Below are 13,632 nucleotides of genomic sequence, written 5' to 3'. Positions count from 1 at the left end.
GTCCCCCCAGGCTTTGTGGCGCTCAATGGAGCACCTGTTCGGTGAACCTAACCCATGGATGGGCAAAGATCCGGCCAGGGAAGGGAATTGGGGACCGCCGTTCCGGATTTCAGGTCGGACGGGCACGAAAAAGCGGAAGGGCACCGGACGGTTCCGGTGCCCTTCCGCTCGTGCGAGGCCGTTACGCCGGCCCGGCGACCACCGCGACCGGGGTGGTGACCGGGGTGCCGGAGCCGTCGCGGCGCGGGTCGCGCTCCGGCAGGTCGACCGGGGCGCCCTTGGCGGTGGCGGCGCGGGCCGGGGCGGCACCGGCCCAGGCGAAGGCCAGGGCGTCCTCGCCGCGCAGGAAGCGCTGGCAGCGCACGCCGCCGGTGGCGCGGCCCTTGCGCGGGTACTGCTCGAACGGGGTGACCTTCCAGCTCGTCTGCTCGCCGCCGGACAGCGTGCCCGTGGCCGTGGCCACCGAGACCACCACCGCGTCCGCCGCCGGGTCCACCGCCGTGAAGGACAGCACCCGCGCGCCGTCCGACAGCTTGATGCCCGCCATGCCGCCCGCCGGGCGGCCCTGCGGACGCACCTGGCCCGCCGGGTAGCGCAGCAGCTGGGCGTCCGAGGCGATGAAGACCAGGTCCTCCTCGCCGGTGCGCAGTTCGACCGCGCCCACCAGCTCGTCACCCTCCTTGAGGGCGATCACCTCGAACTCGTCCTTGTTCGCCGGCCACTCCGGCACCACCCGCTTCACCACGCCCTGCGCCGTGCCCAGCGCCAGGCCCGGCGAGGACTCGTCCAGCGTGGTCAGCGCCAGCACCCGCTCCCCGGCCTCCAGCCGCAGGAACTCGCCCACCGCGGCCCCGCCCGCCAGCGTCGGCGAGGGCGTCGGCGGCAGCGCCGGCAGGTCGATCACCGGCAGCCGCAGTACCCGGCCCGCGGACGTCACCACGCCCACGTCCGCCCGCGCCGTCGCGTGCACCGCGGACACGATCACGTCGTGCTTCGCCCGCTTCTCCGACACCTCGAACGGCTCGCCGTCCGCCGTCCGCGCCAGCAGGCCCGTCGACGACAGCAGCACCCGGCACGGGTCGTCCGCGACCTCCAGCGGCACCGCCAGCGCCGCCGACGGCACCGCCCCCGCCTCCAGCAGCACGGTGCGCCGCTCGGTGCCGAACTGCTTCGCCACCGCGCCCAGTTCGGACGACACCACGCTGCGCAGCTTTGTGTCCGACTCCAGGATCTCGGTCAGGTCCGCGATCTCCGAGGTCAGCTTCGCCTTCTCCTGCTCCAGCTCCACCCGGTCGAAGCGGGTCAGCCGCCGCAGCGGGGTGTCCAGGATGTACGCCGTCTGCGTCTCCGACAGCGAGAAGCGCTCCATCAGGCGCTCCTTGGCCTGCTGGGCGTTGTCGCTCGACCGGATGATCGCGATGACCTCGTCGATGTCGAGCAGCGCCACCAGGAGGCCCTCGACCAGGTGCAGCCGCTCCTCGCGCTTGCGGCGGCGGAAGTCGCTGCGCCGGCGCACCACGGTGAAGCGGTGGTCGACGTAGACCTCCAGCAGCTCCTTCAGGCCCAGCGTCAGCGGCTGCCCGTCCACCAGCGCCACGTTGTTGATGCCGAAGGTCTCCTCCATCGGCGTCAGCTTGTACAGCTGCTCCAGCAGCGCCTCCGGCACGAAGCCGTTCTTCACCTCGATGACCAGCCGCAGCCCGTGCTCGCGGTCGGTCAGGTCCTTGACGTCCGCGATGCCCTGGAGCTTCTTCGCGTTGACCAGGTCCTTGATCTTCGAGATGACCTTCTCCGGGCCGACGTTGTACGGCAGCTCGGTGACCACGATGCCCTTGCGGCGGGCCGTCACCGCCTCCACCGTCGCCGTCGCCCGGATCTTGAACGTGCCGCGGCCCGACTCGTACGCGTCCCGGATGCCCGACAGGCCGACGATCCGCCCGCCGGTCGGCAGGTCCGGACCGGGCACGAACCGCATCAGCGTGTCCAGGTCCGCGTTCGGGTGCTTGATCAGGTGCCGGGCCGCGGCCACCACCTCGGACAGGTTGTGCGGCGGCATGTTCGTCGCCATGCCGACCGCGATGCCCGTCGCGCCGTTCACCAGCAGGTTCGGGAACGCGGCCGGCAGCGCCAGCGGCTCCTGCTCGCTGCCGTCGTAGTTCGGGCCGAAGTCGACGGTGTCCTCGTGGATCGACTCCACCATCGCCATCGAGGCGGCCGTCAGCCGCGACTCGGTGTAGCGCATCGCCGCCGGCGGGTCGTCGTTGCCCAGCGAACCGAAGTTGCCGTGCCCGTCGATGAGCGGCAGCCGCATCGAGAACGGCTGCGCCATGCGGACCACGGAGTCGTAGATCGACGCGTCGCCGTGCGGGTGCAGCCGGCCCATCACCTCGCCCACCACGCGGGCGCACTTCACGTGCGCGCGCTCCGGGCGCAGGCCCATCTCGTTGGCCTGGTACAGGATCCGGCGGTGCACCGGCTTCAGACCGTCCCGCGCGTCGGGCAGCGCACGCGAGTAGATCACCGAGTAGGCGTACTCCAGGAAGGAGCCCTGCATCTCGTCCACGACGTCGACGTCGAGGATCCGCTCCTCGAAGTCTCCGGGCGGCGGGGTCTGCGAACTGCGGCGGGCCATCGCGGCGGGGCTCCCTTACGTGTCGCTGGCTGTGTCTCGGTGGTTCGTCGGTCGGCCGCCGAACGCCGGGGGCGGTCGTCGGCCGTCTCCGGCACCGTCCTGCCGTCGGACCCGTCAACCGGGCGCCGTCGACAGGGCGCGGCGCCCCCATTGTGGACCCTCCCGCCGACACTCCCGGTCAGCGGCCCTCTTCCGCCCCTGGCGAACGCCCCCGTCCGCGCGGACACGAACGCGGCTCCCGCGCGTTGCACCACAATGGGGGACGCCACACGAACCCCGACATCGACGACGGGAAGGACCCGAGCGCATGGCCAACCCGGCCCCCGCCTCCAGCCGAGGCATCGCCATCACCGAGCACCGCCTGGCCAACGGCCTGCGCGTCGTCCTCTCCGAGGACCACCTCACCCCGGTCGCCGCCGTCTGCCTCTGGTACGACGTGGGCTCCCGCCACGAGGTCGAGGGCCGGACCGGCCTCGCCCACCTCTTCGAGCACCTGATGTTCCAGGGCTCGGCCAACGTCTCCAACAACGGGCACTTCGAGCTCGTCCAGGGAGCCGGCGGCTCGCTCAACGGCACCACCAGCTTCGAGCGCACCAACTACTTCGAGACCATGCCCGCCCACCAGCTGGAGCTCGCCCTCTGGCTGGAGGCCGACCGGATGGGCTCGCTGCTCGCCGCGCTCGACGAGACGTCCATGGAGAACCAGCGCGACGTCGTGAAGAACGAGCGCCGCCAGCGCTACGACAACGTCCCGTACGGCACCGCCTTCGAGAAGCTCACCGCGCTCTCCTTCCCCGACGGCCACCCGTACCACCACACCCCGATCGGCTCCATGGCCGACCTCGACGCGGCCACCCTGGAGGACGCCCGCACGTTCTTCCGGACGTACTACGCGCCCAACAACGCCGTCCTGTCCATCGTCGGCGACATCGACCCCGAGCAGACCGTCGCCTGGGTCGAGAAGTACTTCGGCTCCATCCCGGCGCACGACGGCAAGCAGCCCCCGCGCTCCGGCGAACTCCCCGAGACCATCGGCCGGGAGATCCGCGAGGAGATCCACGAGGACGTCCCCTCCCGCGCGCTGATGGCCGCCTACCGCCTCCCGCACGACGGCACCCGCGAGGCCGACGCCGCCGACCTCGCCCTCACCATCCTCGGCAGCGGCGAGTCCAGCCGCCTCTACAACCGGCTGGTCCGCCGCGACCGCACCGCCGTCGCCGCCGGCTTCGGCCTGCTGCGGCTGGCCGGCGCCCCCAGCCTCGGCTGGCTCGACGTCAAGACCTCCGGCGACGCCACCATCGAGCAGATCGGCACCGCCGTCGACGAGGAGCTCGCCCGCTTCGCCGCCGAGGGCCCCACCGCCGAGGAACTGGAGCGCGCCCAGGCCCAGATCGAGCGCGAGTGGCTCGACCGGCTCACCACCGTCGCCGGCCGCGCCGACGAACTGTGCCGCTACGCCGTCCTGTTCGGCGACCCCAAGCTGCTCAACGACGCCCTCCCCAAGGTCCTCGACGTCACCGCCGAGGAGGTCCAGGCCGTCGCCAAGGCCCGGCTCCACCCCGACAACCGGGCCGTCCTCGCCTACGAGCCGACCGCCGCCGAGACCGACGCCGACTCCGACGCCGCTTCCGAAGAGGAGGGTGCCGCCGTATGAGCACCGACTACGTCCCCGCCATGACCTTCCACCCGCAGCCCCAGCCGGGCACGCCCAGCCCCTGGGACTTCCCCGCCCCCGAGCGGGCCGCCCTCGGCAACGGCATCACCGTGCTGCACTGCCACCGGCCCGGCCAGCAGCTGGTCGCCGTCGAGGTCCTGCTCGACGCCCCGCTCGCCGCCGAGCCCGAGGGCCTCGACGGCATCGCCGGCATCCTCGCCCGCGCCTTCAGCGAGGGCACCGACACCCTCAGCGCCGAGGAGTTCGCCGCCGAGCTGGAGCGCGCCGGCGCCACCCTCGACGCGCACGCCGACCACCCGTGCATCCGGATCTCCCTGGAGGTCCCCGCCTCCCGGCTCCAGCGCGGCCTGTCCCTGCTCGCCGACGCGCTGCGCGCCCCCGCGCTGCCCGAGGAGGAGATCGAGCGGCTGGTCGCCAACCGGCTGGACGAGATCGTCCACGAGCAGGCCAACCCGGCCCGGCGCGCCGCCAAGGCCCTGTACGCCGAGCTGTTCGACGGCGCCGACCGGCTCTCCCGGCCGCGCGCCGGCACCGCCGACACCGTCAAGTCGATCGACCGCGCGGCCGTCAAGGCCTTCTACGACGCCCACGTGCGCCCCGCGACCAGCACCGTCGTGGTGGTCGGCGACCTCACCGGCGTCGAGCTGCCCGCGCTGCTGGAGAACACCCTCGGCACCTGGACCGGCACGCCCGCCGAGCCGTCCACCCACGCCCCGGTCACCGGCGACGACCGCGGCCGCGTCGTCATCGTGGACCGCCCGGGTTCCGTCCAGACCCAGCTGCTCATCGGCCGGATCGGGCCCGACCGCCACGACCCGGTCTGGGCCGCCCAGACCCTCGGCACCTACTGCCTCGGCGGCACCCTCACCTCCCGCCTCGACCGCGTCCTGCGCGAGGAGAAGGGCTACACCTACGGCGTGCGGGCCTTCGCCCAGCCGCTGCGCTCGGCCGCCGACGGCAGCGGACGCGCGATGCTCGCCATCAGCGGCTCGGTGGACACCGCCTCCACCGCCCCCGCGCTGGCCGACACCTGGACGATCCTGCGCACCCTCGCCGCCGAGGGCCTCACCGACGCCGAGCGCGACGAGGCCGTGCAGTTCCTGGTCGGCGTCGCCCCGCTGAAGTACGAGACCGCGGGCTCGGTCGCCGGCACCCTGGCCGACCAGGTCGAGCAGTACCTGCCGGACGACTACCAGGCCGAGGTCTACCGGCAGCTCGTCGAACTGCCCACCGCCGCCGCCACCGAGGCGGTCGTCGCGGCCTTCCCGCCGGACCGCCTGGTGACCGTCCTGGTCGGCGACGCCTCGGTGATCGCCGACGACGTGCGGGCGCTCGGCATCGGCGAGGTCACCGTCATCAGCTGACCCGATCGTCGGATCACCGTCCGGCCCGGTGGAGCACCCGCTCCGCCGGGCCGGACGCGTTTGTAAATCCGTTGCGGGCCGGGTCCGTTCCGTGGATAGATGTTCCCCGACGCACAGCACGTGCGAACGGCGACGAGGGAAGGGAGGCGGCACCATGCGGGTCGAGCACGCGATACGACGACGCTCCCCGAGGCCGTATTCCCCCTGTTCCGTCGCCCCGGGCGTCTGAGCCCCCTGAACTTCCCCGAGCCGCGCCGGGATCGCTGTCGCGCGGCAATCCTCTTCCCGAACCACCCGACCCCTGGAGGTCGTTCACCCATGTCGTACACCGAAGTCCCCGGCGTCCGGGTCCCGATCCGGATGTGGACCGACCCGGCCACCGTCGAGGGCCAGGCGATGCAGCAGCTGCGCAACATCAGCTCCCTGCCGTGGCTGCACGGCCTCGCCGTGATGCCCGACGTCCACCTGGGCAAGGGCGCCACCGTCGGCTCCGTCATCGCCATGGACGGCGCGGTCTGCCCGGCGGCGGTCGGTGTGGACATCGGCTGCGGGATGAGCGCGGTGAAGACCTCGCTCACCGCGAAGGACCTCCCGGACGACCTCTCCGGCCTGCGCCGCGAGATCGAGCGGGCCATCCCGGTCGGCCGCGGCCTGCACTCCGAGCCGGTCGACCCGGCCAAGCTGCACGGCTTCCGCACGGCGGGCTGGGACGACTTCTGGCAGCGCTTCGACGGTATCGCGGAGGACGTGAAGTGGCGCCGTGAGCGGGCGATGCAGCAGATGGCCACGCTCGGCGGTGGAAATCACTTCATAGAACTGTGCATTGATACGACCGATGCGGTCTGGCTGATGCTGCATTCCGGTTCCCGCAACATCGGCAAGGAGCTGGCCGAGCACCACATGGGTGTCGCCCGTTCCCTGCCGCACAACCAGGGCCTGATAGACCGGGACCTCGCGGTCTTCCTCGCGAAGACCCCGGAGATGGCCGCCTACCGCCAGGACCTGTTCTGGGCACAGGAGTACGCCAAGAACAACCGGGCGGTGATGATGGCGCTCTTCCAGGACGTCGTCCGGCGCGAGTTCGCCAAGGCGAACGTCGCCTTCGACGAGGTGATCAGCTGCCACCACAACTACGTGGCGGAGGAGCGGTACGACGACGTCGACCTGCTGGTGACGCGCAAGGGCGCGATCCGGGCCGGCTCCGGGGACCTCGGGATCATCCCCGGTTCGATGGGGACGGGCTCCTACATCGTCCGCGGTCTGGGCAACGCGGCGTCGTTCAACTCCGCCTCGCACGGCGCCGGCCGCAAGATGAGCCGCAGCGCCGCGAAGAAGCGGTTCACCGCCCAGGACCTGGTCGAGCAGACCGAGGGCGTGGAGTGCCGCAAGGACGGCGGCGTGGTGGACGAGATCCCCGGCGCCTACAAGAACATCGAGAAGGTCATAGCCCAGCAGAAGGACCTGGTCGAGGTGGTCGCGCACCTCAAGCAGGTCGTCTGCGTCAAGGGCTGACCAGGCCGGCCGCGGAAGCGGCCGGAAAGGCCGATGGGGGTGCCGCCGGAATCCGGCGGCACCCCCATCGGGCGGCTGCGGGGCCTCAGACTGCGGCGGGGAGCTCGTCGAGGCCCTCGGAGACGAGCTTGGCGAGGCGGTCGAGCGCGTCGTCGGCGTTCTCGGCGTCGGAGGCGAGGATGACCTCGTCGCCGCCCTGGGCGCCCAGGCCGAGGAGGCCGAGCATGGAGGCGGCGTTGACCGGGTTGCCGCCCGGCTTGGCGATGGTGATCGGCACGCCGGTGGCCGTGACGGCCCGGACGAAGACGGAGGCGGGACGGGCGTGCAGGCCCTCGGCCCAACCGATGGTGACGCGGCGCTCAGCCATGAGACGTGCCTTTCCGGTGAAGCTGGTCACGGCCGTGCTCAGGGGGAGCGGGGGAAGCGGCCATGTTGTCTAGACCAGTGTTGCACGCAGGCGACCCCTGGGAACCGCCGCGTTCAGGACTTGTGATTGTTTCTTTTCGGGGCATAAACCCCGGTCGATGGTCCCGGTCCACCCTGCCGCGAGCACGCGACCGGCGCCATTCGGCTCGCCGCCGGATAACCTGACGAACGTGGAAGACCCCGCGGTGGCGAACCCCGAGCAACCCGACTATCCGCAGCACTGGGAAGCGGACATCCTGCTGCGCGACGGAGGCACGGCCCGGATCCGGCCGATCACGCCCGAAGACGCCGGACGGCTCGTGGAGTTCTACGAGCAGGTGTCGGACCAGTCGAAGTACTTCCGGTTCTTCGCCCCCTACCCGCGGCTCTCCGACAAGGACGTCCGCCGTTTCACCCACCACGACTTCGTGAACCGGGTCGGCCTCGCGGTGGTGGTCCGGGACCACTTCATCGCCACCGTCCGGTACGACCGGATCGACGCCGAGGGCCGCCCCTCCGAGACCGGCACCGACGCCGAGGTCGCCTTCCTGGTGCAGGACGCCCACCAGGGCCGCGGCGTGGCCTCCGCCCTGCTGGAGCACATCGCGGCGGTCGCGCAGGAGCGCGGCATCCGCCGCTTCCAGGCCGAGGTGCTGCCGGAGAACCGCAAGATGGTGAAGGTCTTCACCGACGCCGGCTACACCCAGCACCGCAGCTTCGCCGACGGCGTGGTGCACCTGGAGTTCGACCTCGAACAGACCGAGCGCTCGCTCGCCGTGATGCGCGCCCGCGAGCACCGCGCCGAGGCGCGCTCGGTGCAGCGGCTGCTCACCCCGCGCTCGGTGGCGGTGATCGGGGTCTCCCGCACCCCGCAGACCGTCGGCCGCGCCATCCTGCGCGACCTGCTGGGGGACGACGCCCCGGCCGACCGCCCGGTGTACGCGGTGAACCGCAACGCCGCGCCCGGCACCGAGTTGGACGGCGTCCCGCTCCACCGTTCGGTTCTGGACATTCCCGGACCGGTGGACCTCGCGGTGATCGCCGTCCCCGAGGGCGCCGTCCCGACCGCCGTCGCCGAGTGCGGCGCCCACGGGGTGCAGGGCCTGGTGGTGGTCACCGCCGGCTACGCGGAGACCGGTCCGGAGGGCCGGGACCGCCAGCGCGCGCTGGTCCGCCAGGCCCGCGCGGCCGGCATGCGGGTGATCGGCCCGAACGCCTTCGGCCTGATCAACACCGACCCGCAGCACCCGCTGAACGCCTCGCTCGCCCCGCGCCTGCCCGGCCGCGGCGGCTTCGGGATCTTCTGCCAGTCCGGCGCGATCGGCGTGGCCCTGCTGGAGGCCGCCCACAAGCGCGGCCTCGGCGTCTCCTCCTTCGCCTCGGTCGGCAACCGGTCCGACGTCTCCGGCAACGACTTCCTCCAGTACTGGGCCGAGGACGAGGCCACCCGGGTGGTGCTGCTCTACCTGGAGTCCTTCGGCAACCCGCGCAAGTTCACCCGGATCGCCCGCCGGCTCGCCGCCGTCAAGCCGGTCGTGGTGGTCAAGGGCGCCCGGCACACCGGCAGCCTGCCGCCCGGCCACGCCGTCCCCGCCACCGCCACCGGACTGCGCGACGCCACCGTGGACGCGCTGTTCGAACAGGCGGGCGTCACCCGGGTGTCGACCATCACCGAGCTGTACGACACCGGCGAGCTGCTGGCCCAGCAGCCGCTGCCGCCGGGGGACCGGGTCGCGGTGGTCGGCAACTCCGACTCGCTCGGCCTGCTCACCTACGACGCCCTGCTGGGCGTCGGCCTGCGCCCCTGCACACCCGTCGACCTCACCACCGCCGCGACCGGCGAGAACTTCCGGATCGCCCTGGACGTCGCGCTCGCCGACCCGGCCGTGGACGCGGTGATCGCCGTCGCCATCCCGCCGATCGGCACCTCCGCCCACGCCTTCATGGGCGGTCGGCTGACCGGCGAGGACGACCCCGCGATGGGCTCGGACGACCCGGAGATCGCCGCCGCCCTGCTGGAGGCCGGGAGCCGCGCCCGGGAGCTGGGCAAGCCGCTGCTGCTCACCCACCTGGCGCTGACCGACCTCCCGGTCCGGCTGCGCCCCGGCGGCATCCCCGCCTACGCGGCGCCCGAGCGGGCCGTGCACGCCCTCGCCCACGCCGTGCACTACGCGCAGTGGCGCCGCCGCACGGCCCAGGCGGAGGAGACGGCGCGCGTCCCCGAGCTGGACCGGATCGACGAGCCCGGCGCCCGCCGGCTGGTGGAGGCGGTGCTGAGCACCCGGGCCGCGATCGCCGCCCGCACCCAGCCCGGCGGCGCCCGGATCACCCTGCCGGAGGCGCAGGCCCAGGAACTGCTGGCCCGCTACGGGATCGACGTCTCGCCGGTGCGGCCGGCCCCGGACGAGGAGAGCGCGGCGGCGGCCGCCGGGGCACTCGGCTACCCGGTGGCCCTCAAGGCGACGGCCCCGCACCTGCGCCACCGCCCCGACCTGGGCAGCGTCCGGCTGGATCTGACCGACGAGGCGGTCCTGCGCCGCGCCCACCGCGAGCTGGACGCGCTGCTCGGCGGCGCCGCGCAGGCCGAGCTGGTCGTCCAGCGGATGGCACCGCGCGGCGTGGACACCGTGATCGCCGCCACGGTGGACCCGGCGGTCGGCGCGATCCTGTCCTTCGGCTTGGCCGGCGCACCGGCCGAACTGCTGGGCGACACGGCGCACCGGCTGGTTCCGGCCACCGACCAGGACGTCGCTGGGCTGATCCGGGAGGTCCGGGCGGCGCCGCTGCTGTTCGGCTGGCGCGGTGCCGAGGCGGTGGACACCGACGCCCTGGAGGAACTGCTGCTCCGGGTGTCGCAGCTGGTGGACGACGTGCCGGAGATCGCCTCGGTGGACCTCGAACCGGTGGTCGTCGCCCCGCACGGACTGGCGATCCTGGGGGCGCGGGTGCGGGTCGCACCCCTGCCGGTCCGCAGCGATCTGGGCCCGCGCGCGATGAGCACGCTGTAACCTTCCTTGGTTGCGCCCTGCCCGGGCGCTGTTGTCCGAAGCTCGGCGCCGTGCCGCCCGCTTCGTCGGCGGACCATGCCAGGATGGAGATATGGCGAAGACCGGTACCACCACCACTCAGGACCTGCGCTCGGCTATCGAGCGCAGCGGCTACTACCCGGCCCTGGTGTCCGAGGCGGTCGAGTCCGCGGTGGGCCCGGAGCCGATCAGCTCCTACCTGGTGCACCAGGAGACGACCTTCGACGCCAACGAGGTGCGCCGGCACGTGACGGTGCTGGTGCTCACCCCGACCCGGTTCGTGGTGAGCCACACGGACGAGCAGTCGGGGGCCGAGGGCAGCCCGGCGGTGCCGTTCGCGACCACGTCGACGGAGAGCGTCCGGCTCGACCGGATCGGCTCGGTGGTGGTGAGCCGGATGGTGGCGAACCCGGAGACGTACACCCCGGGCACCCTGCCGCGCGAGGTCGTGCTGACGATCGGCTGGGGCGCGGTGCAGCGCCTGGACCTGGAGCCGGCCGGCTGCTCCGACCCGAACTGCGAGGCGGACCACGGATACACCGGCTCGGCCACGGCCGACGACCTCTCCCTGCGGGTGAGCGAGGCCGGTGACGGCCCGGAGACGGTGGCCCAGGCGCTGGTGTTCGCGCGGGCGCTGTCCGACGCGACGATCAGCAACGGCCCGCGGGTCTGAGTCCCACCGCTTCCGACCGCCCGCACCGCTACGAATCCGGTTCCATGTCCTTCGTTCCTGCCGACGGCTACGACGCCTTCGAGATCCTTGACCCGGCCACGGCCCCCGCGCCCCCGTACGGCAGCGGTTCGCTGTGCGACCTGCTGCCCTCGGTGGCGGCGGGGCTCGGCGTCCCCGGGTTCACCGCGACGCTCCCGATCGCCCCGGCGGACCGGGTGGTGGTCTTCCTGGTGGACGGCCTGGGCTGGGAGCTGCTGCTGCGCCACCCCGAGTACGCGCCGTTCCTGTCCTCGCTCGCCGGCAGCTCGCTGGGCGGCAGCGGCCGTCCGCTGACCGCGGGCTTCCCGTCGACCACGGCGACCTCGCTGGCCTCGGTCGGCACCGGCACGCCGCCGGGCCTGCACGGCCTGGCCGGGTACACGGTGGCGGTGCCGGGCGCCGGCTACCTGATGAACCAGCTGCGCTGGCAGCCGCCGACCGAGCCGCACGCCTGGCAGCCGTACCCGACGGTCTTCGAGCGCACCCACGAGGCCGGGGTGGCGACCGCGCAGGTCTCGTCCCCGCTGTTCGCCCAGACCCCGCTGACCAGGGTGGCGCTGTCCGGCGGCACCTTCCTTGGCCGCACCACGGGCGAGGAGCGGATGGACCAGGCGGCGGCCTGGCTGGCCGAGCACGACCGGGCGCTGGTGTACACCTACGTCAGCGAGCTGGACGGCGCGGGCCACCGCTTCGGGGTCGACTCGGACGAGTGGCGGATGACGCTGGACGCGGTGGACCGGCTGGCCCGCCGGCTGGCCGAGCAGCTGCCGCCGCGCTCGGCGATGTACGTGACGGCCGACCACGGCATGATCGACATCGCGCCGGAGGACCGGATCGACTTCGACGAGGACTGGGAGCTGGGCGCCGGCGTCGCCCTGCTCGGCGGCGAGGGCCGGGCCCGGCACGTGTACGCGGTGCCGGGCGCCGCCGCCGACGTGCACACGGTCTGGAGCGAGGTGCTGGGCGACCGGATGTGGGTGGCCACCCGGGACCAGGCGATCGCGGCGGGCTGGTTCGGCCCGGCCGTGGACGAGCGGGTGTACGCCCGGATCGGCGACGTGGTCGCCGCGGCGCGCGACGACATCGCGATCGTCGCCTCCCGCAACGAGCCCGGCGAGTCGACGATGATCGGTCTGCACGGTTCGATGACCCCGGTCGAGCAGTTCGTGCCGCTGCTCGAGGTCCGCGGCTGACCGGGCCGCACCGCCCAATTGACTTATCTGTGCCCGAACTCCCTTGATTTGAAAGGCCTTTGCTCCACCCATGGCTGAACTGGTGTTCTTCTCGGGCACGATGGACTGCGGCAAGTCGACGCTGGCGCTGCAGATGGACCACAACCACACCGCGCGCGGCCGGCAGGGCGTGATCCTCACCCGCAACGACCGGGCGGGCGAGGCGACGATCTCCAGCCGGCTGGGCCTGCGCGCCGACGCGGTCGAGGTGACGGACGACTTCGACTTCCACGCGCACGTGGTGCACCGGCTCTCGGCCGGCGGCCGGGTGGACTACCTGATCTGCGACGAGGCCCAGTTCTTCGCCGCCGAGCAGGTCGACCAGCTGGCCCGGGTGGTGGACGAGCTGGACATCGACGTCTACACCTTCGGCATCACCACCGACTTCCGCACCCGGCTGTTCCCGGGCTCGCAGCGGCTGATCGAGCTGGCCGACCGGGTGGAGGTGCTCCAGGTCGAGGCGCTGTGCTGGTGCGGCGCGCGGGCCACCCACAACGCCCGTACGGTCGGCGGGGTGATGGTGGTCGAGGGCGCCCAGGTGGTGGTCGGCGACATCTCGGTGGACCAGGACGAGGTCGGCTACGAGGTGCTGTGCCGCCGCCACCACCGCCGCCGGCTGACCGCCGCGACGGCGCGCGCCTCGGTGCTCTCGCCGGACGTGCTCCCGTTCGAGGAGCAGCAGGTCTGACGGCGGGCCCCGCGTCCTAGGCCGTGTCTCGTAATTGATCTTGTGCCGGGTCATTGTTCCTCGGCTCGTAGCCACAGGATCAGCGAGGCGAGGACGACGCCGGCTCGGTAGCGGTTCGCCAGCTTGTCGAACCTGGTTGCCACTGCCCGGAATTGCTTCAGCTTGGCGAAGCACCGCTCGACGACGTTCCGCCGCTTGTAGGCGGTCTTGTCAAAGGCCGGCGGTCGCCCGCCGCGGCTTGCGCGGCGGGCGCGGCCGGCAATCTGGTCCCGGCGTTCGGGGATGGTCGCCTTGATCCGTCGGCGCCGCAGCAGGTGGCGGATCTTCCGGGAGGAGTAGGCCTTGTCGGCCACGACCCGGTCGGGTCTGGTCCTTGGCCGCCCGCT

The 13,632-nt window shown here is 72.7% G+C and carries 10 protein-coding genes; 7 read left to right on the top strand and 3 right to left on the bottom strand.

The features are described from left to right. Positions 1-181 precede the first annotated feature (181 nt). On the bottom strand, positions 182-2,632 hold the full coding sequence (locus ACIQI7_RS31195; protein ID WP_401116577.1) for a DNA topoisomerase (ATP-hydrolyzing) subunit A: 2,451 nt from the start codon (positions 2,630-2,632) through the stop codon (positions 182-184). Between the two features lie 307 nt (positions 2,633-2,939). Here ACIQI7_RS31195 and ACIQI7_RS31190 point away from each other — a divergent pair, with 307 nt between their 5' ends. From ACIQI7_RS31190 to ACIQI7_RS31180, 3 genes are all read left to right on the top strand, one after another. After that, the gene (locus tag ACIQI7_RS31190) at positions 2,940-4,286 is read left to right on the top strand and encodes a M16 family metallopeptidase (RefSeq protein WP_401116574.1); all 1,347 of its coding nucleotides are present in this window, start codon (positions 2,940-2,942) and stop codon (positions 4,284-4,286) included. 20 nt (positions 4,287-4,306) lie between these two features. Further along, positions 4,307-5,671, top strand: coding sequence for a M16 family metallopeptidase (locus ACIQI7_RS31185; protein WP_401116818.1), 1,365 nt, complete (start codon positions 4,307-4,309; stop codon positions 5,669-5,671). Positions 5,672-5,989: 318 nt separating this feature from the next. Next, positions 5,990-7,183: an RtcB family protein gene (locus tag ACIQI7_RS31180; protein ID WP_401116571.1), complete on the top strand. Its 1,194-nt coding sequence runs from the start codon at positions 5,990-5,992 to the stop codon at positions 7,181-7,183. Positions 7,184-7,268: 85 nt separating this feature from the next. Here the strand turns inward: ACIQI7_RS31180 and ACIQI7_RS31175 are convergent, their stop codons facing one another. Further along, positions 7,269-7,550, bottom strand: a complete 282-nt coding sequence (locus tag ACIQI7_RS31175) for an HPr family phosphocarrier protein (protein ID WP_359817494.1) — start codon at positions 7,548-7,550, stop codon at positions 7,269-7,271. 157 nt (positions 7,551-7,707) lie between these two features. Between ACIQI7_RS31175 and ACIQI7_RS31170 the strand changes: the two genes are divergently transcribed. The 4 genes from ACIQI7_RS31170 (at position 7,708) to ACIQI7_RS31155 (ending at position 13,246) form a co-directional block, all read left to right on the top strand. After that, positions 7,708-10,596, top strand: coding sequence for a GNAT family N-acetyltransferase (locus ACIQI7_RS31170; RefSeq protein ID WP_401116568.1), 2,889 nt, complete (start codon positions 7,708-7,710; stop codon positions 10,594-10,596). 91 nt (positions 10,597-10,687) lie between these two features. Next, on the top strand, positions 10,688-11,287 hold the full coding sequence (locus tag ACIQI7_RS31165; RefSeq protein ID WP_355254021.1) for a DUF5998 family protein: 600 nt from the start codon (positions 10,688-10,690) through the stop codon (positions 11,285-11,287). A 44-nt stretch (positions 11,288-11,331) separates the two neighbouring features. Beyond that, positions 11,332-12,519, top strand: coding sequence for an alkaline phosphatase family protein (locus ACIQI7_RS31160; RefSeq protein WP_401116564.1), 1,188 nt, complete (start codon positions 11,332-11,334; stop codon positions 12,517-12,519). A gap of 70 nt (positions 12,520-12,589) precedes the next feature. Beyond that, the gene (locus ACIQI7_RS31155) at positions 12,590-13,246 is read left to right on the top strand and encodes a thymidine kinase (protein WP_387760802.1); all 657 of its coding nucleotides are present in this window, start codon (positions 12,590-12,592) and stop codon (positions 13,244-13,246) included. A 50-nt stretch (positions 13,247-13,296) separates the two neighbouring features. On the opposite strand, the gene ACIQI7_RS31150 is transcribed toward ACIQI7_RS31155, so the two are convergent. Beyond that, a partial coding sequence (locus ACIQI7_RS31150; protein WP_401115667.1) for a transposase occupies positions 13,297-13,632 on the bottom strand: 336 nt, incomplete at its 5' end.

The organism is Kitasatospora sp. NPDC092039 (assembly GCF_044756065.1).
GTDB lineage: Bacteria > Actinomycetota > Actinomycetes > Streptomycetales > Streptomycetaceae > Kitasatospora.
This window is presented reverse-complemented; position numbering and strand designations above follow the sequence as displayed.